General features: G+C 63.2%; 19 protein-coding genes. 11 read left to right on the top strand and 8 right to left on the bottom strand.

The window, feature by feature from the left end:
• Positions 1-9: 9 nt before the first annotated feature.
• Positions 10-2,073, bottom strand: a complete 2,064-nt coding sequence (gene treS, locus CWC48_RS25130) for a maltose alpha-D-glucosyltransferase (protein WP_078048573.1) — start codon at positions 2,071-2,073, stop codon at positions 10-12.
• A gap of 116 nt (positions 2,074-2,189) precedes the next feature.
• The gene (locus CWC48_RS25125) at positions 2,190-2,948 is read right to left on the bottom strand and encodes an AraC family transcriptional regulator (protein ID WP_100490589.1); all 759 of its coding nucleotides are present in this window, start codon (positions 2,946-2,948) and stop codon (positions 2,190-2,192) included.
• Between the two features lie 187 nt (positions 2,949-3,135).
• Here CWC48_RS25125 and CWC48_RS25120 point away from each other — a divergent pair, with 187 nt between their 5' ends.
• The 5 genes from CWC48_RS25120 to CWC48_RS25100 are packed head-to-tail and all read left to right on the top strand — an operon-like array spanning position 3,136 to position 9,559.
• Entirely contained in the window at positions 3,136-4,755 is a 1,620-nt protein-coding gene (locus CWC48_RS25120) for an APC family permease (RefSeq protein WP_099492132.1), read from the top strand.
• Between the two features lie 14 nt (positions 4,756-4,769).
• Positions 4,770-5,696: a 4-hydroxyproline epimerase gene (locus CWC48_RS25115; protein WP_099492133.1), complete on the top strand. Its 927-nt coding sequence runs from the start codon at positions 4,770-4,772 to the stop codon at positions 5,694-5,696.
• 42 nt (positions 5,697-5,738) lie between these two features.
• Entirely contained in the window at positions 5,739-6,686 is a 948-nt protein-coding gene (locus CWC48_RS25110) for a dihydrodipicolinate synthase family protein (RefSeq protein WP_099492134.1), read from the top strand.
• A 59-nt stretch (positions 6,687-6,745) separates the two neighbouring features.
• The gene (locus CWC48_RS25105; protein WP_100490588.1) at positions 6,746-8,317 is read left to right on the top strand and encodes an aldehyde dehydrogenase (NADP(+)); all 1,572 of its coding nucleotides are present in this window, start codon (positions 6,746-6,748) and stop codon (positions 8,315-8,317) included.
• Positions 8,318-8,320: 3 nt separating this feature from the next.
• Positions 8,321-9,559 (top strand): FAD-binding oxidoreductase, encoded by a 1,239-nt coding sequence (locus CWC48_RS25100; protein WP_100490587.1) that lies wholly within the window; start codon positions 8,321-8,323, stop codon positions 9,557-9,559.
• A gap of 38 nt (positions 9,560-9,597) precedes the next feature.
• On the opposite strand, the gene CWC48_RS25095 is transcribed toward CWC48_RS25100, so the two are convergent.
• From CWC48_RS25095 to CWC48_RS25080, 5 genes are all read right to left on the bottom strand, one after another.
• Positions 9,598-10,521 carry an ADP-ribosylglycohydrolase family protein gene (locus tag CWC48_RS25095; protein ID WP_100490586.1) on the bottom strand — a complete coding sequence of 308 codons (924 nt, stop codon included), beginning with the start codon at positions 10,519-10,521 and terminating at the stop codon, positions 9,598-9,600.
• Positions 10,522-10,558: 37 nt separating this feature from the next.
• Positions 10,559-11,539 carry a GlxA family transcriptional regulator gene (locus tag CWC48_RS25090; protein WP_177409506.1) on the bottom strand — a complete coding sequence of 327 codons (981 nt, stop codon included), beginning with the start codon at positions 11,537-11,539 and terminating at the stop codon, positions 10,559-10,561.
• A 346-nt stretch (positions 11,540-11,885) separates the two neighbouring features.
• A complete protein-coding gene (locus CWC48_RS25085) occupies positions 11,886-12,494 on the bottom strand; it encodes a LysE family translocator (protein ID WP_078048582.1) in 609 nt (202 codons plus the stop codon).
• Between the two features lie 268 nt (positions 12,495-12,762).
• On the bottom strand, positions 12,763-12,921 hold the full coding sequence (locus tag CWC48_RS30420) for a hypothetical protein (RefSeq protein ID WP_177409453.1): 159 nt from the start codon (positions 12,919-12,921) through the stop codon (positions 12,763-12,765).
• 123 nt (positions 12,922-13,044) lie between these two features.
• Positions 13,045-13,509, bottom strand: a complete 465-nt coding sequence (locus tag CWC48_RS25080) for a hypothetical protein (protein WP_028616267.1) — start codon at positions 13,507-13,509, stop codon at positions 13,045-13,047.
• 207 nt (positions 13,510-13,716) lie between these two features.
• On the opposite strand from CWC48_RS25080, the gene gcvA reads away from it, so the two are divergent.
• The 3 genes from gcvA to CWC48_RS25065 all read left to right on the top strand — a co-directional run bounded on the left by gcvA (position 13,717) and on the right by CWC48_RS25065 (position 16,316).
• A complete protein-coding gene (gene gcvA / locus CWC48_RS25075) occupies positions 13,717-14,622 on the top strand; it encodes a transcriptional regulator GcvA (RefSeq protein WP_078048583.1) in 906 nt (301 codons plus the stop codon).
• 75 nt (positions 14,623-14,697) lie between these two features.
• Positions 14,698-15,525 carry a DMT family transporter gene (locus tag CWC48_RS25070; protein WP_100490585.1) on the top strand — a complete coding sequence of 276 codons (828 nt, stop codon included), beginning with the start codon at positions 14,698-14,700 and terminating at the stop codon, positions 15,523-15,525.
• 29 nt (positions 15,526-15,554) lie between these two features.
• Positions 15,555-16,316 carry an SDR family oxidoreductase gene (locus CWC48_RS25065; protein WP_078048585.1) on the top strand — a complete coding sequence of 254 codons (762 nt, stop codon included), beginning with the start codon at positions 15,555-15,557 and terminating at the stop codon, positions 16,314-16,316.
• A gap of 14 nt (positions 16,317-16,330) precedes the next feature.
• On the opposite strand, the gene CWC48_RS25060 is transcribed toward CWC48_RS25065, so the two are convergent.
• Positions 16,331-17,044, bottom strand: coding sequence for a CerR family C-terminal domain-containing protein (locus tag CWC48_RS25060; protein WP_071488191.1), 714 nt, complete (start codon positions 17,042-17,044; stop codon positions 16,331-16,333).
• Positions 17,045-17,143: 99 nt separating this feature from the next.
• Here CWC48_RS25060 and CWC48_RS25055 point away from each other — a divergent pair, with 99 nt between their 5' ends.
• The 3 genes from CWC48_RS25055 to CWC48_RS25045 are packed head-to-tail and all read left to right on the top strand — an operon-like array spanning position 17,144 to position 21,232.
• A complete protein-coding gene (locus CWC48_RS25055) occupies positions 17,144-18,253 on the top strand; it encodes an HlyD family secretion protein (protein WP_100490584.1) in 1,110 nt (369 codons plus the stop codon).
• Positions 18,246-19,814, top strand: a complete 1,569-nt coding sequence (locus CWC48_RS25050; protein WP_100490583.1) for a DHA2 family efflux MFS transporter permease subunit — start codon at positions 18,246-18,248, stop codon at positions 19,812-19,814. Before CWC48_RS25055 ends, CWC48_RS25050 begins: the two co-directional genes overlap by 8 nt.
• Positions 19,811-21,232 (top strand): efflux transporter outer membrane subunit, encoded by a 1,422-nt coding sequence (locus CWC48_RS25045; protein ID WP_371857050.1) that lies wholly within the window; start codon positions 19,811-19,813, stop codon positions 21,230-21,232. Before CWC48_RS25050 ends, CWC48_RS25045 begins: the two co-directional genes overlap by 4 nt.
• Positions 21,233-21,264 lie beyond the last annotated feature (32 nt).

Raw genomic sequence — 21,264 nt, 5'->3', positions numbered from 1 at the left:
CCGGCGGGGTCAGATCGGAGCGCTGCTGACGACCCTCAGCGCCAACCCTTCATACGCATCCAGCGTGATGGTGAACTCGCCGTCTGCCGTCAGGTCACCCTCGACCCGTTCATTGATGATGTCCACCACCATCCCCGCCGCGATATCCGGCAGGTTCAGGGTCTCGGTGATCGGCGTGGCGCCGAAGTTCAGCGCAGTGATTTGTATGCCTTTGCCGGCGGGCAATTCATGGACCATCACCAGCAGCCCTGGGTTTTGCACTTCAGGCACTTGAATCTGGCGGCTGGCGGCAATGTCGTAGGCACGGCGTACCGCGAGGATTTTCTGCAGTTGCGAGGCAAATGACTCGGGGTCCTGTAATTGGCTGTTGAGGCTGCCATACAGGCTTTTCGAGCGCGGCATATGGCCGGCGGATAATTCGGCGTCCGGGTTCAGGTCCACCAGGTCATAGGCGCCGCGATGAATCCAGCGCGTGTCGCCATCCTGCATCAAGTGTTCGACCTCTTCGGCCGCCAGCGGCAGCGCGCCCACCAGGTCCCAGCCCGACAAGGCAAACACCCCTGGCTGCATGGCGTTGTACATCACCAGCAGCAAGTGGATCTGGCGAATCTGCTGGATGTCCGCGGGGGTGATCGCGTCCAGGTCCCGAATGCCCAGGGCGGCCGTGATGATACTGGCCGTGGTGCAGGACACGCCGTTGGTCACGAACTTGAGGTTGTACGGCGCATGTTCGCCGGCCAGGCGTTCGTACATCTGCTCGCGGATGTGCTCGCGCAGGATGTTGCCGGGAAAGGTCTGGCCCTGGTACAGGAAGGTGTCGTGGGCATGCAAGGTCCAGAAGTGCACCAGTTCGAGGGTCAGTTCATCGTGGTTTTGCAACGCGTGGATCAGCGAGCCGGGGTCGATGCCCTGGCGGTGCATTTCACGCAGCATCAGGCGCAGGAACTCGGCATCGCCCATCAGCAACGCGTGCTGGTATGCAGGGCGGGTGATGAAGTCGTAGGACAGGTCGGCACCGCCGTGTGACATGGACGCGATGTCATCCACGGTGAGGTTCAACTCCTGGAAGCTGAAACCGCCCGCCTTGCGAATCGCCCCGCCCAGCAACTGGTTGCCGGTGATCGACAGCGGATGGCTCTCGGACCAGGCCGTACCGTCCAGCTTGCGCTCCACGCCGAGGAAACCATTGGCGTCCAGGCGCAGGATCTTCGCGCCCATCACGTCGATGGCATGCAGCGCATCGCCAATGATCATCTGCTGCGCGGCGAAGGTCGGGTCCAGCCAATTCAACGACGGCTGGCCTTCCTTGAAATAATGCAAGTACACCCAGCGGCGCGGCTTGCCGTCCACGCCCAGCACTACGTCCGTCGCGCTCCAGTCGGTTTCCTTGACGCCGGGTTCGAAGAAGATCACCCGTTGCAACTGGCCGACGATGTAGTGTTTGTCGCGCAATGCATCGACCTGCGCCGGGCTGAGGTTCTGCGCGTCGCGGCCCTCGGCGACGTCGGGCAGCAACGGCCAGTCTTCTTCGCGGATTTCCACCATGTGGTAGAGGCCGGGATAGTCCTCGTACGCCATCTCGGCCAGGCGGAAGTCCGCGCCCTTGCCGGTGTGGGACGGGATCACATCGTCGATGATCACCGCGTTGTGCGCCGCCGCCATGCGTGTCAACGCCTGCAACTGTGCCTCGGTGCCCAGCTGCGGGTCGATCTCGAAGCTGATGCGGTCGAAATTGCCGTCGATGGTCGGCGTGTGCTGCATGCCGCTCAGGCCGCCGGACTTCTTCAGCGGGCCGTTGTGGATGCCCTGGATGCCGATCTTCGACAAGGCGTGCCACAGCGCCTCATCGCCCAGCGCCTCCAACACCGTGCCGCCTTCGCGGGTCACGATCGAGGCCGGGTACGCGGTGAACCACACCGACGACAGCGCCGAAGCATCACGGGGCCGGGTCTGCGCGTAAGGCTGCTGCCACAACCGGCCCTGGCCCGAATAGAGCTTGGCCCGCTGGCGTGCCGCGTGCAGCATCGATTGTTCCACCAGCCAGTTCACATGGTTGTTTTCAGCCGCCGTCATAAGCTTGGTACCTGTCGTCGTGAAGCATTGCTCGTGAACATATGAGGCTTGTGCGGGCCATTCGTTGCATTGCGATGAGGCGATGGCTGGGCATCGTCCACTGTAGGCGGTGATCGTCAGTGGGTGTCGCGATACTGCCTCGGCGTAAACCCCGTCGACGCCTTGAACTGCCGAGTGAAGGCGCTGTGGTCGGTGTACCCGCACTGCAGCGCTACCTCGGTGATCGGCAGGTCGGTGTGGAGCAAGCGGTGGGCATGCTCCAGCCGCACTTTCTGGATCATCTGCCGGGGCGTGAGGTGGAATACGCGCTTGCAATAACGCTCCAGTTGCGCCACGGAAATCCCGGCAATGCGCGTCAGTTCACCCAGGGTGACACGGCGGTTGAAGTGCGCGCGGATGTGCGCGTCCACGGCGGCCAGGCGCTGGTACGCCGGGTGGCTTTCGCTGGCGGTTTGCAGGTCGACCGAGATACCGGCCAGGCCAATGATCGCGCCCGAATGGTTGTACAGCGGCCACTTGTGGGTCAAACACCAGCCGGGTTCGCGGGTGCCGTACAGGTGCAGTTCCAACTGATCTTCCAGCACAAAGCCCTGCTCCAGCACGCGCCGGTCCTGCTCGGTGTAGCCCGGCCCCAGTTGCGCAGGAAAGACTTCGGCACTGGTCTTGCCCAGCAGCGGTTGCAGCTGCTTGAGGCCGCAGCGCTGCACCAGGGTGCGGTTGGCGAGCACATAGCGGGCCTGGGTGTCCTTGATGAAAATCGCCGCATTGGGGATCACGTCGAGCATCGGCAATAGCTGCGCGACACTGCCCAATAACTGTTCGATGTCTTGGGGGTTGCTCCCTTGGCAAAGGCTCGCAAACGCGCTCTGCATCATGACGATTGATCCCCATTGTTGGCCTGGACGGGTAGCAGATTGCACGATGCCCGGCGCCCTGTCGAGCCACCAAAACTGTGCTGATTTCGTCATCGATGCCAGCAAAAAACATCAATCGCGCCGCCGTCCATGAGTTCACTGTATGGCCACTGCATGCCTATCCAATAACTCACAAGAAGGCGACGCTATGTCAGCTCAAGGCAAGTTCAAGAAACAGCTTTCCCTGATGGACCTGACCTTTATCGGGTTGGGTGCCATCTTTGGTTCGGGCTGGTTGTTCGCAGCCAGCCACGTATCCGCAATCGCAGGCCCGGCGGGCATTATTTCCTGGCTCATCGGTGGTTTCGCGGTACTGCTGCTGGGCATTGTGTACTGCGAACTGGGCGCCGCATTGCCGCGTGCCGGCGGCGTGGTGCGTTACCCGGTCTACTCCCACGGTCCGCTGCTGGGCTACCTGATGGGCTTTATCACGCTGATCGCGTTTTCCAGCCTGGTGGCCATTGAAGTGGTCGCCTCGCGCCAATACGCCGCGGCATGGTTTCCCGAGCTGACCAAAGCCGGCTCCAGTGACCCGACCACCCTCGGCTGGCTGGTGCAGTTCGCCCTGCTGTGCCTGTTCTTTATCCTCAATTACCGCAGTGTCAAAACCTTCGCCATCGCCAACAACCTGGTGAGCGTGTTCAAGTTCATCGTGCCATTGCTGGTGATCGGCGTGCTGTTCACCTTCTTCAAACCGGCGAACTTCCAGGTGCAGGGTTTCGCGCCGTTTGGCCTGTCGGGCATTGAGATGGCGGTGTCGGCCGGCGGGGTGATTTTTGCCTACCTGGGGCTGACGCCGATCATCTCGGTGGCCAGCGAAGTGAAGAACCCGCAACGTACGATTCCGATTGCGCTGATCCTCTCGGTGCTGCTGTCGACGGCCATCTACGTGCTGCTTCAGACCGCCTTCCTTGGTGGCGTGCCCACGGAAATGCTCGCCAATGGCTGGGCTGGGATCAGCAAGGAACTCGCGCTGCCCTACCGCGATATCGCCCTGGCGCTGGGCGTGGGCTGGCTGGCGTACCTGGTGGTGGCCGACGCGGTGATCTCCCCCAGCGGCTGCGGCAATATCTACATGAATGCCACGCCCCGTGTGGTGTATGGCTGGGCGCAGACCGGCACGTTCTTCAAGATTTTCACGCGTATCGATGAGAAGTCCGGCATTCCACGGCCCGCGCTGTGGCTGACCTTTGGCCTGTCGGTGTTCTGGACCCTGCCGTTCCCGTCCTGGGAAGCACTGATCAACGTGGTGTCGGCGGCGCTGATCCTCAGCTACGCCGTCGCCCCGGTCACCGTCGCCGCACTGCGCCGCAACGCACCACAGATGGCGCGCCCGTTCCGGGTCAAGGGCATGGCGGTGCTGGGCCCGCTGTCGTTCATCATCGCCGCGCTGATCGTGTACTGGTCTGGCTGGGGCACGGTGTCCTGGCTGCTCGGCCTGCAGATCCTGATGTTCGTGGTGTACCTGCTGTGCGCACGCTGGGTGCCGACCGCACACATCAACCTCAAGCAGCAAGTGCGCTCGTCTGCCTGGCTGATCGGCTTCTACGCGGTGACCATCCTGCTGTCCAAGCTCGGCAGTTTTGGTGGCATCGGCGTGATCAGCCACCCGCTCGACACGATTGTCGTCGCCGCTTGCGCACTCGGCATTTACTACTGGGGCGCAGCCACTGGCGTGCCGGCTCATCTGGTACGGCTGGAACACGAAGCCGATGAAAGCGAAGCGGTCGACGAACCTCACGCGCCGCTGACACCCGCGACTTACTGATTCAGGAGCCTTATATGAAGCGACTGCATGTGATCGACTCCCACACCGGCGGCGAACCGACACGCCTGGTCATGAGCGGTTTCCCGGCGCTGAACGGCGCCACGATTGCCGATCAACTGCACAGCCTGCGCACTGAGCATGATCAATGGCGCCGCGCCTGCCTGCTGGAGCCGCGTGGCAATGATGTACTGGTGGGCGCGCTGTATTGCGAGCCCGTTACGCCAGGCGCGATCTGTGGTGTGATCTTCTTCAACAACGCCGGTTACCTCGGCATGTGCGGCCACGGCACCATCGGCCTGGTTGCGTCGCTGCACCACATGGGGCGTATCCAGCCCGGCGTGCACACGATCGACACGCCCGTTGGCCCGGTGGCGGCCACGCTGCACGAAGACGGCAGCGTAACCCTGCGCAATGTGCCCGCCTATCGCCTGCGCCAGCAGGTGCCGGTGGAAGTGCCGGGGCATGGCGTGGCCTACGGCGATATCGCCTGGGGCGGCAACTGGTTTTTCCTGGTGTCGGACCATGGCCAACGCTTGCAGATGGACAACGTGGATGCGCTTACCGACTACACCTGGGCGATGCTCAAGGCTTTGGAAGAGCAAGGCATTCACGGTGCAGACGGTGCACTGATCGACCACATCGAGTTGTTCGCCGACGACGACCACGCCGACAGCCGCAACTTCGTGATGTGCCCCGGCAAAGCCTACGACCGCTCGCCCTGCGGCACCGGCACCAGCGCCAAGCTGGCCTGCCTGGCCGCCGATGGAAAACTCCAGCCGGGTGAAACCTGGACCCAAGCCAGCATCACCGGCAGCCAATTCGAAGGCCGCTACGAATGGGACGGCGAGCACATCCGCCCCTTCATCACTGGCAGCGCCTACATGACCGCCGACAGCACCTTGCTGATCGACGAGCGTGACCCTTTTGCCTGGGGCATCTGAGCCCTTCCCTGTTTGTACTGAACGTTCCAAGGAGTTAGAACAATGAGCGACAACATCTTCACCGGCTGCATTCCCGCCCTGATGACCCCGTGCACGCCTGAGCGCAAGCCCGACTTCGACGCCCTGGTCGCCAAGGGCCGCGAGTTGATCGATATCGGCATGAGCGCCGTGGTGTACTGCGGCTCCATGGGCGACTGGCCGTTGCTCACCGAGGCCGAGCGCCAGGAAGGCGTGGCGCGGCTGGTGGCTGCCGGTGTGCCGACCATCGTTGGCACCGGCGCGGTCAACAGCCGCGAAGCCGTGGCCCATGCTGCCCACGCGGCCAAGGTCGGCGCCCATGGCTTGATGGTGATTCCGCGCGTACTGTCCCGTGGTGCGTCCGCTACCGCGCAGAAGGCGCACTTCTCGGCGATCCTCAAGGCCGCGCCAAACCTGCCAGCGGTGATCTACAACAGCCCCTACTACGGCTTCGCCACCCGCGCCGACCTGTTCTTCGAACTGCGTCGCGAACACCCGAACCTGATCGGTTTCAAGGAATTCGGCGGCGGTGCCGACCTGCGCTACGCCGCAGAGCACATCACCTCCCAGGACGATAACGTGACCCTGATGGTCGGCGTCGACACCCAGGTGGTGCACGGTTTCGTCAACTGCAACGCCACCGGCGCCATTACCGGCATTGGTAACGCCCTGCCTCGGGAAGTGTTGCAACTGGTCGCGCTGAGCAAAAAAGCCGCAAAGGGCGATGCCAAGGCCCGTCGCCAGGCCCGTGAGCTGGAAGCGGCGCTGGCGGTGCTGTCGTCGTTCGATGAAGGCTGCGACCTGGTGCTGTACTACAAGCACTTGATGGTGCTCAACGGTGATAAAGGCTACGCCCTGCACTTCAACGACACCGACGTGCTCAGCGACGCCCAGCGGCGTTATGCCGAACACCAATACGCGCTGTTCCGCCAGTGGTACGCCAACTGGTCGGCGGAACAGAACGTCGCTTGATGCCTTGCGCGCCGCTGCGGCTCTCGCAGCGGCCCACCTTCTTTTTCCAGGACGACCCCATGACTCTGACGGGCAAGATGCTGATCGGTCAGCACGCCATTACCGGTAATCGCGAGGCAATCCGGGCCATCAATCCGGCCACCCAAACGCCGCTGGAGCCTGCTTACCTGGGCGGCAACGGCGAGCATGTCGAACAGGCGTGCGCACTGGCGTGGGCGGCGTTCGATGGGTATCGCGAAACATCGCCGGAGGCGCGCGCCACGTTCCTTGAAACCATCGCCACGCACATCGAAGCGCTGGGCGATGAATTGATCGACCGCGCCGTCGCCGAAACCGGCCTGCCCCGCCCACGTATCCAGGGCGAGCGCGGGCGCACCTGCGGGCAACTGCGGACCTTCGCCCGCACCGTACGCGCCGGGGAGTGGCTGGATGTGCGGGTAGACACCGCACAGCCGCAACGCCAGCCCCTGCCACGCCCCGACCTGCGCCAGCGCCACATCGCGTTGGGCCCGGTGGCGGTGTTTGGTGCGAGCAACTTCCCACTGGCCTTCTCCGTGGCCGGCGGCGACACTGCCTCCGCGCTGGCCGCCGGTTGCCCGGTGGTGGTCAAGGCCCATGGTGCCCATCCTGGCACCAGTGAACTGGTGGGCCGGGCGGTAGCGCAGGCAGTCAAAGCGTGTGGCCTGCCAGACGGCGTGTTTTCGCTGCTGTACGGTTCGGGCCCTGAAGTCGGCATTGCGCTGGTCACCGACCCACGCATCAAGGCAGTTGGCTTTACCGGCTCGCGCAGCGGTGGCCTTGCATTGACCCAGGCCGCGCAGGCCAGGCCCGAGCCGATCCCGGTATATGCGGAAATGAGTTCGATCAACCCCGTGTACCTGTTTGCGGCCGCACTGGCCGCCCGGGGTGAAGCATTGGCCCAGGGTTTCGTGGCGTCATTGACCCAGGGTGCCGGGCAGTTCTGCACGAACCCAGGGTTGGTGATCGGGGTGCAAGGGCCGGCCCTGGATCGCTTCATCCGCACCGCCAGTGAGTTGCTGCCGAGTTGCGCGGCGCAGACCATGCTCACCCCCGGTATCGCCGGTGCCTACGCTTCCGGCGTGGGCGCATTGACCGAACACGCCAAGGTCGTCGCACAGGGTTTGCCGGCGACGGGCCCGAACCAGGGCCAGGCCCATGTGTTTGTGACCCAGGCGCAAGCGTTCCTGACCAATCAACACCTGCAGGCCGAAGTCTTCGGCGCGGCGTCGCTGATAGTCGTCTGCGCCAACAATGAAGACGTGCGCCAAGTGTCCGAACACCTGGAAGGCCAACTGACCGCCACGTTGCACCTGGATGAAAGTGACCTGCCAGCCGCCAAGGCCCTACTGCCGGTGCTTGAGCGCAAGGCCGGTCGCCTGCTGGTCAACGGCTGGCCGACGGGTGTGGAAGTGTGTGATGCCATGGTTCATGGCGGGCCCTTTCCCGCCACATCCGATTCGCGCAGCACGTCGGTGGGCACGGCGGCGATCCAGCGCTTCTTGCGGCCGGTGTGTTATCAGGACTTCCCTGACGCGTTGCTGCCCGAAGCGCTCCAGCACGGCAACCGGCTGCTGTTGCGGCGCCTGCTCGACGGCCAGAGAGAGGCATAGGCGATGTCCGTACCCGATACCGTAGTGGTTGGCGCCGGCATTATCGGCGTCGCCTGCGCGCTGCAACTGGCGCGTCAAGGTCGGCACGTGCTGGTGGTCGACCCCCAGGATCCCGGCATGGGTGCCTCCTATGGCAACGCCGGGCACCTGGCGACCGAGCAGGTGTTCCCGATTGCCGACCTGTCGATCCTCAAGCGCTTGCCCGGCATGCTGCTGGACCCCATGGGCCCGCTGCGCCTGGATTGGAAATACCTGCCGCGCGCACTGCCCTGGTTCCTGCGCCTGCTGCTCAACCTGCGTCCGGCGAGCTACCGGCGCACGGTCGCCGGGATCCGCACGCTCAATGAAGGCAGCCTGGGCGCATGGCAGCGCTTGCTGCACAGCATTGGGCGCCCGACGTTGCTGCGCAAGGATGGCTCGTTGCTGGTGTATGAACAGGCCGACTCACGCCCCGCCCTGGAGGCCCTGCAACAGCGCATGCAACAACAGCAGGTGCCCGTGGACTTCTGGTCCGGCGAGGCCATACGCCAAGCCGCACCGCAATTGAGCGACAACATCCAGGGCGGGCTGTTTTTTCCCGGCACCGGGCACTTTCTCGATCCTTATCAGGTGGTGTGCGAACTGGTCCAGGCCGCCAAGGCCAGCGGCGTGCAATTCCTCAAGCGTCGCGTACTGGATGGGCGCGTTGAAGGAGACGGCGTTTCCCTGACGACCGACCAGGGCCCTTTGTTGGCGAGCCAGGTGCTGATCGCCTGTGGCGCCCACTCGGCCGCGCTCACCGCCGCACTCACCGGCAAACAAGTGCCACTGGACACGGAACGCGGCTATCACCTGATGCTCCCCCACGAGCAGCATCGCCTGCCGTTTGCCGTCACCTCCCTAGAACGCAAATTCATCATGACCCCCATGAGCGACGGCCTGCGCCTGGCCGGCACCGTGGAGTTCGCCGGCCTCAAGGCCCCGCCGAACATGGCACGTGCCTGGCAGTTGCACCGGTTGAGCAAAGGGTTGTTCCGCGAGGACTTGAGTGCACGGGATGCAACCACGTGGATGGGGTTTCGGCCGTCCCTGCCGGACTCGCTTCCGATTATCGATCGGGTGTGCGAAGGGAAAGTGTTGCTTGCGTTCGGGCACCAGCATTTGGGGTTGACGCAGGCGGCGGTGACGGCGGAGTGGGTCGGTGAGCTGGCGAGTACGAAGCCGACACAGCCGTTGGCACCTTATCGCCTGGATCGGTTCTGAACCACGCAGACCGCCTCACCACAAAGGGGGCGGAGTGCTTACTCAACAATGGTTTTTTCCGCCGCTGCGTTGAAGATGGCCTCGGCGATTTCCTCAATTTCATCACGCATGCATAGCTTCTCCAACCAGCCCGTCGGAATGCCTTGCACGCCATAGAACGCACCCGCCAACTGACCAACGATGGCGGCAGTGGTGTCAGCGTCGTCACCCAGGTTCACGGCCGCCAACACGGCATCGGCGAAGCTGTCCGTGTGCTGCACACACCACAGCGCCGCCTCCAATGAGGCGACGGCGTAACCGGAACCGGTGATCTGCTCGCGGGGCTTGTTGGCATATACCCCTTGGGCAATTGCCACGACGTTTGGCGCAGTCAGGTCGGCGCAGGGGACGCTGAGCAGGTGCGCCTTGGCCGCCCCGTTCAAGGCGTTACACATTGCCCGCGCCAGCACCACGCAGCATTCGATTGCCTCCTGGGCGCCATGGGTCGTACGGGAGCCCTGACGGCAAAAGTCGTCGACGCTATGCAGGTCCGGGAAGTAAAACAGCACCAGCGGTGCAAGGCGCATCATCGAACCGTTGCCCGCAGAAAAAGGGTCGGTTGACCCTGCGAACGGGTCGCCGTTTTTCTCAAACGCCCCCAGCGCCGTGCGCACGGTCATGCCGATGTCGAAGCAATCACCCGTGGAGCTCAGGTAGCCCCACTTCCACCAATTCAGGTAGCGCCCCATCTGGTCAGCCGCATCGAACCCCCCTTTGCGCAGTAGGCTTTCAGCCAGGCACAGCGCCATTGAGGTGTCGTCCGTCCATTGGCCGGGCTTCAGGCTGAACGGCCCTCCCCCCACCATATCCGTGACCGGTGGGAATGTGCCGCGAGGCATGAACTCGACAGTGGTGCCAACCGCATCGCCACACGCCAGGCCGAGCAAGCTGCCGCGATAACGATCCAAAAGTGTGAGAGACATGGGTCTTCCTTGAAAAGATATTGAGTCAGGCACCACTCTACTTGACCAAGCGCTTCTCCTTGGAGGGGCGATATCCGAAATACGAGCTGTAACACTTGCTGAAATGACTCGGCGACACAAACCCACAGGCCACCAGCACCTCCACCTGGGACAACTCGGTGTGTTGCAACAGCCGCCGCGCCTCGGTTACACGCAGCTCCATGTAGTAGCGCTGCGGGGTGGTGCCCAGTTGTTCCTTGAACAAGCGCTCCAACTGGCGCCGCGAGCGGCCGGCGTAGACGGCCAACTGGTCCAGCTCCAGGGGTTCTTCGAGGTTGGCGTCCATCAGCTTCACCACTTCACGCAGGGGCGCGCTGACGCTGACGTTTTCGGTGGGCTTGATGCGCCGGTAGCGCGATTCTTCGAAGGCCAGGATGTCTTCGATGCCTTCGACCAGGGCCTTGTCATGCAGGCCCTTGATCCAGTCCAGCGCCATATGGAACGCGCCCGACGGGCTCGACGCCGTCAGGCGATCGCGGTCGATCACATAGGGCTCGCTGGTGACGTGGGTGGCCTTGGACACTTCTGCCAGCGCCGGGCGATGTTCGGGGTGGATGGCGCAGCGGTAACCCTGCAACAGCCCGGCGCGGCCGAGGAACCACGAACCGTTCCACAACCCCGCGAGGCAAATGCCATGTTCGGCGGCGCTGCGCAGCAGGTGGATGAAGTCTTCACTGGCCTTGAGTTCGGTACGGAAACCGCCGCAGATCACCAGCAGTTCCAAGTCTTGCAGCGCTGCTACGTCGAGGCGCGCGTCGGGGCGGATCACTAGGCCCAGGTCGCTGATGACTTCGCCATCGTCCCAGCCGAAAGTGCGCGTGGCGAACAGGTCTGGACGCAGCAGGTTGGCGGTGACGAGGGTGTCGAGGGTCTGTGTGAACGCGGGCAGGGAGAAGTGTTCGAGCAACAGGAAGCCAACGCGGGTGACCGACGCCGGCTGTAGGGTTTCGTTGAGGTAGCGCAGGTTCTTGCCCTTCATGCCACCGCTGAATTGACGTCTTTCCATCGAGGGTTGGCCCACTGTTGTTTTTGATGCACTGGGCGCCATCTTAGGGGCAAACGCGTTGCCTGTCTCAGGCTCTGAGCCTGAAAAAACCGTAACCCTTCAAAGCCCCCGGCAGAACAGTCGCAAGCGTATCTGATACGGTTTTTTCTTTGCCATCTGCATCTGTATCGAAAAGCCGCCTGGACGGACAATAGCGCCATCCCCACCCCCTTCCCTTCGGAGGCCTTATGACCAAGATGGCACTTTTCCTGTTCGGCTTTTTGGTACTCACCATCGGCATCGGCCTGCTGGCAACCATCTCACCGGTTTGAAGCGGCCCTTAGCTGACAAACAGCATCGGGTACAGTGACAGCACCAGCAACGCCGCCATCGACCAATTGAACAGCCGCAACCAGCGGGGTTCACGCAACACGTTGCGCAAGCCGCTGCCACAGCCGACCCACACGCATACGCTGGGCAGGTTGACCACGGCAAACACCAGTGCAATCACCAGCACATTGGTGACGTAGCCTTCAGCCGGCGTATAGGTGGTGATGGCCCCCAGCGCCATGATCCAGGCCTTGGGGTTCACCCACTGGAACGCCGCCGCGCCGAGGAAGGTCATGGGCTTGCCATGCGCGTCATTGCTGTCGGACATACCGCCCGCCGTCGCGATCTTCCACGCCAGGTACAGCAAGTACGCCGCCCCCACGTAACGCAACAAGGTGTAGGCCCATGGGAAGACCTTGAACACCTCGCCCAATCCCAGGCCGACCGAGATCACCAGCAGCATGAAGCCGATGCTGATCCCCAGGGCATGGGGCATCGAGCGGCGGAAGCCGAAGTTCACGCCCGAGGCGAGCAACATGGTGTTATTGGGCCCCGGTGTGATCGAAGATACAAAAGCGAACAGTACAAAGGCTGACAACAGGCTGGTAGACATGATCATGAAGCGGCATCCGAACGGGGTGGTATGCCTGCGACAGTAGAGGGTTAACGACCGCCCTGCCCCGTACAGCCATGGGCAGATTGAGGCATACACTTTTTTACCAAGGCTTTCACAAACCTTTCACAGATGAAGGCCTATGGTGAATCCAGCTCCTAATGAACATCCTTTTAGCCCGCGCTCCCCACGCGGGCTTTTCTTTGCCTGGGGTTTATCGCAGGCAAAAAAAGAGGCAAGCCCTTCATCAAGGCTTGCCTCCAGTTTCTACCCGTCAGCGCGGGCCGCCACCGCCAGGGCCGCCGCCCTGACCGTGCCCGCCACCATGACCACCGCCGCCGCCACCACCGGGAGGCATGAACATCCAGCAGCCCGACAAGGTCGACAACAGCGCGACAACCACTGCCGCCTTGGTTACATAACTCAACTTCATGACCACACTCTCTTACTTGACGAGATTGACTTCTCGCTGGGTATGACAGTGCCAACTCAAATGCGTCACGGCTATCGTGTAACCTGTTGGTAGGGTTTGTAAGCCCGGCGGTACAAGCTGCCGTCAGTTCTGCGGCCGCTGTTTGGTCGAGTCCAGCTCGGCTTTTTTGGCAGTGCTGATTTCGGTGATTTGCGCCGACTTAGCGATCGCAAAATCGAATGTATCCTGCATCTTGGCAATGGCATCGGTGGCGGTGCCTTTCAGCCCACCGTTGGCCGCCCAGTCGAAGTTCCACACGCCCGACAGGTTATCGGCACCGGCCACGTCGTGGGTTTCGATGGCGGTGAACACATCGGGGTGACGCTCCATGTACTTGGCAGCATCGGACACCTCGGCAGGCACTTTGCCCGAGGCATTGTTGGCCAACTGGGTCAGCTCCTGCTTGGTGATGGCCGACTTGCCGGTCTGGCGCATATAGTCGGCAATCACTTTGCTGGACTTGGCAATGTTCAACTTGTCATCGAACGCCGAAGGTGACGCTTTAGGCGTGTTTGCCCCGCTGCCGGCGGGCGTTACGGTAGTAGACATCGGCGCTGCTCCCCTGAAGGTACGAATGAAATCGTCGTGCTGACGATAGCCTGGCGCCGACGTTAGCATGGGCAATGGGCCATTAATCTGTGCTTCACAACAATTCACAAGGCCATGGTCTGCGGCTTCTGTGAAAGCCTGCCAATCCATTACCATGAACCTGTATTCATGCTGATTAATTGCCAGCCCCCGACCCGGACCCCAGTCATGAGAGATCTACCGCCCACCGCCACGCTGCGAGCTTTCGAAGTAGCGACCCGGCACGCGACGTTCACATCGGCCTCAGAAGAGCTGCATGTGACCCAGAGCGCCGTCAGCCACCAACTCAAGCACCTCGAGGACCTGTGGGGCCTGCAGCTGTTCCAGCGCGGCAAGGCGTTGCGGCTGACCCCGGCCGGGGCCGCACTGGCGCCCATTGTGCGCGAGTTTTTCATGAACCTTGAGGTCACGCTGGCTGACCTCAGGGAACAAAAAGGCCGGGTTCGCCTGAAGGTCAGCACCACGTATTCGTTTGCCTTGAAATGGCTGCTGCCCAGGTTGCCCAGCCTGTCGCAGCAACATCCGGAAATCCTGATTACGCTGGAGACCAGCGACAAGGCCATCAAGTTCTCCAGCTCAGACCCGGATGTGGCCATCCGGCTGGGCAACGGCAATTATCCCGGCCTGCACTCGGAATTCATGCTCCGCGAGCAGATCTTCCCGGTGGCCAGCCCGGATCTGCTCAACCGTTTCGGCGCGCCCCACGAGCCCGCTGAGCTGCTGCGTTACCCGTTGCTGACGCGCGACGGCGCAGACCTGGTGCCCAAGTGGGAAGCCTGGTTCGAACATATCGGCGTCAGCATTGCGCCACTCAAGGAAAGCGTCAGGTTCGCGGATACCAACATGACCATCGAGGCGGCGCTGCTGGGCCAAGGTGTTGCGCTGGCGCGAAGCGGCCATGTTGAAGCTGAAATCAACGACGGCCACTTGGTCAGGCTGTTTGAGTTACCGTTCGCGTCGCCGGTCGGCTACTACTTTGTCTGCCCCAAAGGGATCGAAACCCAGCCACACATCATCAGCTTTCGTAACTGGCTGTTGGCCGAGTCGATGCAGGCACAGCAAAATTATCAGTGATACATGAACAATCACTCATGACAGGATGAAAGGACTTCGCTGTTAAACACGCCCTTGCGGTGTTTAACATGGCGCATGCCTTTACCCATCGTTCTACTCATCCTCTTCGCCGCCCTCTTGCATGCCAGCTGGAACGCATTGTTGCGTGTCGGCGCCGACAGGCTGTGGTCAATGACCATGATGTGCGTGGCGGTCGCCATCGCCAGCAGTGTCATCGCCGTGTTTCTCGCCCCTCCCGCGCCAGCCAGCTGGCCCTACGCTGTCCTGTCGGGCGTGTTGCACGTGGGCTATAACCTGTTCCTGGTGCGAAGCTACAAGGTGGGCGACCTGGGGCAGACGTACCCGATCGCCCGCGGCTCCTCACCCATTCTGATCACGCTTTGCGCCTTGGTGTTTGCCGGTGAAACGGTCAGCACGAACGCTCTCATCGGCATCGTGCTGGTCTCCGGCGGCATTATTTCTCTGGCCTTCAGACAGCGCAGACTGGCGGTGCCCAGCCTGCCCTACGCCCTGGGCACGGGGTTTTTCATCGCGGCCTACAGCGTCACGGACGGTATTGGCGCGAGACTGTCCGGCGCACCGATGGCCTACACCGTATGGATGTGTGCGCTCTGGGGCGTATTGATGCCCCTGGTGTACATCGGCCTGCGCGATACACGCAGCCTCTTCGCCCCGCGCCCCGGTGTCATCACAGCCTTGATCGGGGGGCTTGTGTCCCTCCTGGCCTACGGCATCGTCATTTACGCCATGTCCCACGCGCCGATGGGCGCCGTTTCGGCCCTGCGCGAAACCAGCGTGCTGTTCGCGGCATTGATCGGTTATTTGTTTTTGGGCGAGTCGCTGACTGTCCGCAAAGTCCTGGCGTGCGTGGTCATTGCGACCGGCACGATGCTGATAGGCTGATCGTTCATCCCTCAAAGGAGGTTCAAGCAATGAGTACTGTGTCTTTGACACCGCTGATTCTGATTACCGGCGGCAGCCGCGGTGTCGGCGCGGCAACCGCGCGTCTTGCAGCGGCGCAAGGCTACGATGTCGCGATCAGCTACGTCAGCAACGAGGCGGCCGCGCTCGGCGTGGTGGCGGATGTGCAAGCGTTGGGGCGCCGCGCCCTGGCCATCCGCGCCGACAGTGCGGACCCCGGACAGGTCGCGCAGCTGTTCGCAGCCATTGACCAGACGTTTGGCCGTATCGATGTGCTGGTCAACAATGCCGCGATCATTGCCCTGCAGTCACGCTTTGAAGACCTCGACTTTGCCCGCATGCAGCGCATCTTCGCGATCAATGCCATCGGCCCGATGCTGTGTGCGCAGCACGCGGTGAAACGCATGTCGCTGCGCCACAATGGCAAGGGTGGCAGCGTGATCAACGTGTCCTCGGCCTCCGCCCGGCTGGGCAGCCCGAACGAGTATGTCGATTACGCCGCCTCCAAGGGTGCCCTGGAGACGTTCACCACTGGACTGTCCAAGGAAGTCGCGCGCGAAGGCATACGCGTCAACTGCGTACGGCCTGGGCACATCTACACCGACATGCACGCCAGCGGCGGCGAACCAGGGCGTGTGGATCGGGTCAAGGACAGCATTCCCATGGGCCGTGGCGGCGAACCCGAAGAGGTGGCCCGCGCTATCCTGTGGCTGGCCGGTAAGGAAGCGTCGTTCATCACCGGGACCTTTCTGGATGTGACAGGCGGCAAGTAGGCGGTAACCGCCGATTAACGGGAGGCGTGCTGGTCCCGGTGCCGGGCCAGCCCTTCCAGGGTGAACCGCGCTTGCATCAGCACCACCTCCCGCACTTGTTCCATTTCCTTCTGGTTCACTTCGCTCCACTTCAACGCCTCCAGCAGCTTGGGCTTCTGGATGCGGAACGCCAGGCCCTGGGTAAACAGCGCCATGGAATGGATCACCGTGCGCTCATCCTCCAGCGCCAGGCCGGCCACGCGTGCGATCAGTTGGCGGATGACCCGCGCAATACGCGCCTTGAAACGCTCCTCGAACGCCATCGTTGCGCTTTGCGGGCACAAGCCGGCCTGGTGGCGATCCATGAACGCACGCCATGCCGTGGTTTGCGGGCTGTCCTGGATGGTTGAAACCACGGTGCCCAGGATGCCCAGCGAGGCGTCAATCAGCGCGTTGTCGCCGGAATCGGCATCGGCCAGCACGCTTTCCGCCGCCTCCACCGGCGGCGACATCTTGCGCCACAGCAGCGTGATCAAGTGCTCGACGCACGCCAGGTACACGCCTTCCTTGCCATCGAAGTAGTACTGGATCGCAGGTGCGTTGACGCCCGCAGCCGTGGCGATATCACGCGTGGACGCGCCATCGTAGCCACGCGCGCCGAATACCTCGACGGCCGCCTCGATAATGCGGGCGCGGGTTTCTTCGCCGCGCTGATAGCCACCCTCGGCGGCAGGTTTGTGTCGTGCCATGTGCAGCTCCATTCGAATACCGGACCAAAATATACCAGTTGACAAAAATTCGCGAAAAAAGGAATTTATTCCACCTGCTATAAATCTGGAGTGACCTCGATGTCGGCTGCACCTCCCTCCCCTCAGGTCATGCCTGAAGAAACCGTCAACGGTCAGCGCGGTAAAGCCCGACGCATCCTGCTCAGCCTGGCCGGCATTGCTCTATTGGTCGGTGTGTTATGGGCCGCTTGGTGGTGGATCACCGGGCGCTTCATCGAGACCACCGACGATGCCTACCTGCAAGCCGACAGCATCAGCGTGGCGCCCAAGATCAATGGCTACGTGGCCGAAGTGCTGGTGAGCGACAACCAGAACGTCAAGCGCGGCGACGTGCTGGTGCGCCTGGATGCGCGCAAATACCAGGCGGTGAGTGACGAAGCGTCCGCAACCATTGCCGCGCGCAACGCCGACTACGCCAAGGCCCAAGCCGACCTGGTGCAGCAGGACTCGACCATCGCCGAAGCCCGTGCCCAGTTGCAGGGCGCCGAAGCCGATGCGCGGCATGCGCAGACCGAAGTCGCGCGCTACGCGCCACTGGCCCGCTCCGGCGCCGAACCAGAAGAACGCCTGGCGCAACTGAACAACCAACTGGCACAAGCGCGCAGCACGGTGGCGGCCAAACAGGCGGCGCTGCGCTCCAGCCAGACCCGCTACGGCACGCTCCAGGCCCAGCTCAAGCAGGCCCAGGCGCAATTGGGCGTGGCCAAGGCCAGCGAGGCGCAAAGCCAATTGGACGTGGACGACGCCGTCATCCGCAGCCCGCTGGACGGTCGCGTGGCCGACCGGGGCGTGCGCGTGGGCCAGTACGTGCAACCCGGCACCCGGTTGCTGACGGTGGTGCCGATCAGCGCGATCTACCTGACCGCCAACTACAAGGAAACCCAGATCGGTGGCATGCGCCCCGGCCAGACCGTCACCGTGCACGTGGACGCCCTGCCCGGCCGCGACCTGCAGGGTCACATCGACAGCCTGGCCCCCGGCACCGGCGCGCAGTTCGCCTTGCTGCCGCCGTCGAACGCCACCGGCAACTTCACCAAGATCGTGCAGCGCGTACCGGTGCGCATCGCCCTGGACGTGCCGGACGACCTGCGGGCCGCGTTGATGCCTGGCCTGTCGGCCACCGTCGAAGTCGACACCCGCACCCACGCTGCGGACGCCAACCATGGCTGAGGCGATCATGGCCGGGGTGGCCGCCGAGAAACCGCGCAACGCCTCGCTGACCGACTGGATTGCCGTCGCCGCCGGTGCATTGGGCGCACTGCTGGCCACCCTGGATGTGTCGATCACCAACTCGGCCCTGCCACAGATCCAGGGCCAGATCGGCGCCACCGGTACCGAGGGCACCTGGATCGCTACCGGCTACCTGATGTCGGAAATCGTCATGATCCCCCTCGCCGCCTGGCTGACCCGGGTGTTCGGCCTGCGCCGGTTCCTGATCGGCACCGCGTTGATGTTCACCCTGTTCTCGATGTTCTGCGGCCTGTCCACCAGCCTCGGCGCGATGATCGCCGGGCGCATCGGCCAAGGCTTCGCCGGTGGCGCGATGATCCCCACCGCCCAGACCATCGTGCGCACGCGCCTGCCACCGCATCAACTCGCCATTGGCACCACCATGTTCGGCATGACCGTGATCCTCGGCCCGTTGCTCGGTCCAGTGATCGGCGGCTGGCTGACGGAAAACATCAACTGGCGCTGGTGCTTCTTTCTCAACCTGCCCATCAGCATCGCGCTGATTACCCTGCTGATCACCGGCCTGCCCAGCGAGCGCATGAACCTGCAACGCTTTATCAGCGCAGATTGGCTGGGCATTCTGGGGCTGGCCATGGGCTTGAGTTCGCTGACCGTGGTACTCGAAGAAGGCCAGCGCGAGCACTGGTTCGATTCGCTGCTGATCGTGTGGCTGAGCATCGCCACGGTCACCGGCTTTTTCCTGATTGCCCTAGGGCAGTTCCGTTCGGGGACGCCGATCCTGCGCCTGCAACTGGTGCTCAACAAAAGCTTCGGCAGCGTGTTGCTGATTGGCACGGCGGTGGGGGCTGGCCTGTATGGCACGGCATACCTGGTGCCGCAGTTCCTCGGTATTTTGTCCGGCTACAACGCGCAACAGTCCGGCTCGATCATGTTGTTGTCGGGCATTCCTGCATTCCTGCTGATGCCGATCCTGCCCAGGATGCTCGGCCGCTACGACCTGCGCTGGATGGTCGGCGCAGGCCTGCTGCTGTACTGGGCCAGTTGCTTTGTAGACACCCTGTTGACCGCCGACAGCGTCGGCCATGACTTTATCTGGTCACAACTGCTGCGCGGCTTCGGGCAGATCCTGGTGATGATGCCCCTCAGCCAGTTGTCCATGCGCTCGGTCGACACCAAGGACGCCGGCGATGCGGCCGGGCTCTACAACATGTCGCGCAACCTCGGCGGCACCATCGGCCTGGCGTTGCTCGGCGTGTTGATGGACCGGCGCAGCCACTTCCATGACGACCGGCTGCGCGAAGGCATCCTGGCCAACAGCCAATTGACCCAGGACCACATGGCCAGCAACACCGCCAGCTACCTGGCACAAACCGGCGACGCCTCCACCGCCTCGTTGCAAGCCATGGCCCAACTGGCCAACGACATCGCCCGCCAAGCCTCGGTGATGGCCTATAACGATTCGTTCTACGTATTGGGACTCGCAATGCTGGCGTGCCTGCCCCTGATCTTCATCCTGAAAAAGCGCACGGTACAGCCATGATTCCTGCTCGCTCTCTGCTCCCGCTCCTGACCGTCGGCCTGCTGTCCGCCTGCACCGTAGGCCCGGATTACCAAGGCGCGCCCGATACCGCGCCCAAAACCCTGGCCGCCGGGCGCTTGCCCCATGCCGACAGCCAAGCCCCCAGCACGCCGGCTGTGGCGCAGTGGTGGCGAACACTGAATGACCCGCAACTCAATGAGCTGGTCGACATGGCACTCAAAAACAGCCCGGATATCGCCACCGCCCAGGCACGCTTGAAGCAATCCCGCGCGAGCCTCAGCGGTGCGCGTGCCGACGCCATGCCCAAAGTCACCGGCGACGCGGCGATGCTAAAACTGCGCTCACCCGACAACTCCGCACTCGGCGGCGGTGGTGGCGGACGAGGCCCACTGACGCTCTACCTCGCCGGCTTCGACGCCAGCTGGGAAGCCGACCTGTTCGGCGGCACGCGCCGCGCAGTCGAAGCGGCGCAGGCCGAAGCCGATGCGGCCCAGGCACAACTGGCCGACGCCCAGGTGCAACTGGCGGCCGAAGTGGTGCAGGCCTACACCGACCTGCGCGACCAGCAAGCGCGACTGGCCTTGGTCGACGCCAGTGTCGACATCGAAAACCAGGCCCTCGACCTGACCCAGCAACGCCGCAGTCGCGGCGTGGCCTCACAGCTGCAACTCGAACAAGTCCTCACCCAGGCCGAAAACACCCAGGCCCAACGCCTGCCCTTGCAAGCCGCCATCGTTGAATCCCTGGATCAGCTCGGTCTGCTCTGCGGCCAGGAACCCGGTGAACTGGACAGCCGCCTCGCCATCGCCAAGGCCCTGCCCGCCATCCCCGGCGTGGTGCCCGTGGCCGACCCCGCCGCCCTGCTCAAGGCCCGCCCCGACATCCGCGTCGCCGAACGCAAACTGGCCTCCCGCAACGCGCAGATCGGCGAGAAAACCGCCGACTGGTTTCCCAAGCTCAGCCTGATGGGCGACCTGTCATTCTCCGCCGGCGACCCCGGCCACCTCGCCCGCAAGGACAACGGCACCTGGCTGATCCTGCCGCGCCTGACCTGGAACGCGCTGGACTTCGGGCGCGTGGCCGCCAGTGTCAAAGGCGCCGAAGCCGGCCACGACGAAGCGCTCGCGCAGTACAAAAGTGTGGTACTGAGTGCGCTGCGCGACGCCGATGTGGCCCTGGCGCGGTACGGCCATCAACGCCAGAACGTAGTGCTGTTGCGCAGTGTGGAGTCCTCGGCGGTACGCGCGGCGGACCTGACTCGCCAGCGCTACCGTGCCGGCACCGCCAGTACCCTGGATTGGCTGGATGCGGAGCGTACCCGCTACCAGGCCCAGGAGAGCCGGATTTCCGGGGACGCGGAGTTACTCAAGGATTTTGCTTCACTGCACAAGGCATTGGGGCTGGGCTGGACGTTGTGAAACATCAGGCGTTTGATGGGAGAAATTCCATT

Origin of the sequence: Pseudomonas sp. S10E 269, assembly GCF_002798465.1 — a bacterium.
GTDB lineage: Bacteria > Pseudomonadota > Gammaproteobacteria > Pseudomonadales > Pseudomonadaceae > Aquipseudomonas > Aquipseudomonas pergaminensis.
This window is presented reverse-complemented; position numbering and strand designations above follow the sequence as displayed.

What these genes read in the sequence shown, in the direction of transcription:
- CWC48_RS25095 (WP_100490586.1), bottom strand. Translation starts at nt 10,521, where the DNA reads ATGTCTCTCACACTTTTGGATCGTTATCGCGGCAGCTTGCTCGGCCTG.
- CWC48_RS25055 (WP_100490584.1), top strand. Translation starts at nt 17,144, where the DNA reads ATGTCGGCTGCACCTCCCTCCCCTCAGGTCATGCCTGAAGAAACCGTC.
- CWC48_RS25090 (WP_177409506.1), bottom strand. Translation starts at nt 11,539, where the DNA reads ATGAAGGGCAAGAACCTGCGCTACCTCAACGAAACCCTACAGCCGGCG.
- CWC48_RS25060 (WP_071488191.1), bottom strand. Translation starts at nt 17,044, where the DNA reads ATGGCACGACACAAACCTGCCGCCGAGGGTGGCTATCAGCGCGGCGAA.
- CWC48_RS25115 (WP_099492133.1), top strand. Translation starts at nt 4,770, where the DNA reads ATGAAGCGACTGCATGTGATCGACTCCCACACCGGCGGCGAACCGACA.
- gcvA (WP_078048583.1), top strand. Translation starts at nt 13,717, where the DNA reads ATGAGAGATCTACCGCCCACCGCCACGCTGCGAGCTTTCGAAGTAGCG.
- CWC48_RS25100 (WP_100490587.1), top strand. Translation starts at nt 8,321, where the DNA reads ATGTCCGTACCCGATACCGTAGTGGTTGGCGCCGGCATTATCGGCGTC.
- CWC48_RS25085 (WP_078048582.1), bottom strand. Translation starts at nt 12,494, where the DNA reads ATGATCATGTCTACCAGCCTGTTGTCAGCCTTTGTACTGTTCGCTTTT.
- CWC48_RS25045 (WP_371857050.1), top strand. Translation starts at nt 19,811, where the DNA reads ATGATTCCTGCTCGCTCTCTGCTCCCGCTCCTGACCGTCGGCCTGCTG.
- CWC48_RS25105 (WP_100490588.1), top strand. Translation starts at nt 6,746, where the DNA reads ATGACTCTGACGGGCAAGATGCTGATCGGTCAGCACGCCATTACCGGT.
- CWC48_RS25120 (WP_099492132.1), top strand. Translation starts at nt 3,136, where the DNA reads ATGTCAGCTCAAGGCAAGTTCAAGAAACAGCTTTCCCTGATGGACCTG.
- CWC48_RS25065 (WP_078048585.1), top strand. Translation starts at nt 15,555, where the DNA reads ATGAGTACTGTGTCTTTGACACCGCTGATTCTGATTACCGGCGGCAGC.
- CWC48_RS25110 (WP_099492134.1), top strand. Translation starts at nt 5,739, where the DNA reads ATGAGCGACAACATCTTCACCGGCTGCATTCCCGCCCTGATGACCCCG.
- CWC48_RS25070 (WP_100490585.1), top strand. Translation starts at nt 14,698, where the DNA reads ATGCCTTTACCCATCGTTCTACTCATCCTCTTCGCCGCCCTCTTGCAT.
- CWC48_RS30420 (WP_177409453.1), bottom strand. Translation starts at nt 12,921, where the DNA reads ATGAAGTTGAGTTATGTAACCAAGGCGGCAGTGGTTGTCGCGCTGTTG.
- treS (WP_078048573.1), bottom strand. Translation starts at nt 2,073, where the DNA reads ATGACGGCGGCTGAAAACAACCATGTGAACTGGCTGGTGGAACAATCG.
- CWC48_RS25125 (WP_100490589.1), bottom strand. Translation starts at nt 2,948, where the DNA reads ATGATGCAGAGCGCGTTTGCGAGCCTTTGCCAAGGGAGCAACCCCCAA.
- CWC48_RS25080 (WP_028616267.1), bottom strand. Translation starts at nt 13,509, where the DNA reads ATGTCTACTACCGTAACGCCCGCCGGCAGCGGGGCAAACACGCCTAAA.
- CWC48_RS25050 (WP_100490583.1), top strand. Translation starts at nt 18,246, where the DNA reads ATGGCTGAGGCGATCATGGCCGGGGTGGCCGCCGAGAAACCGCGCAAC.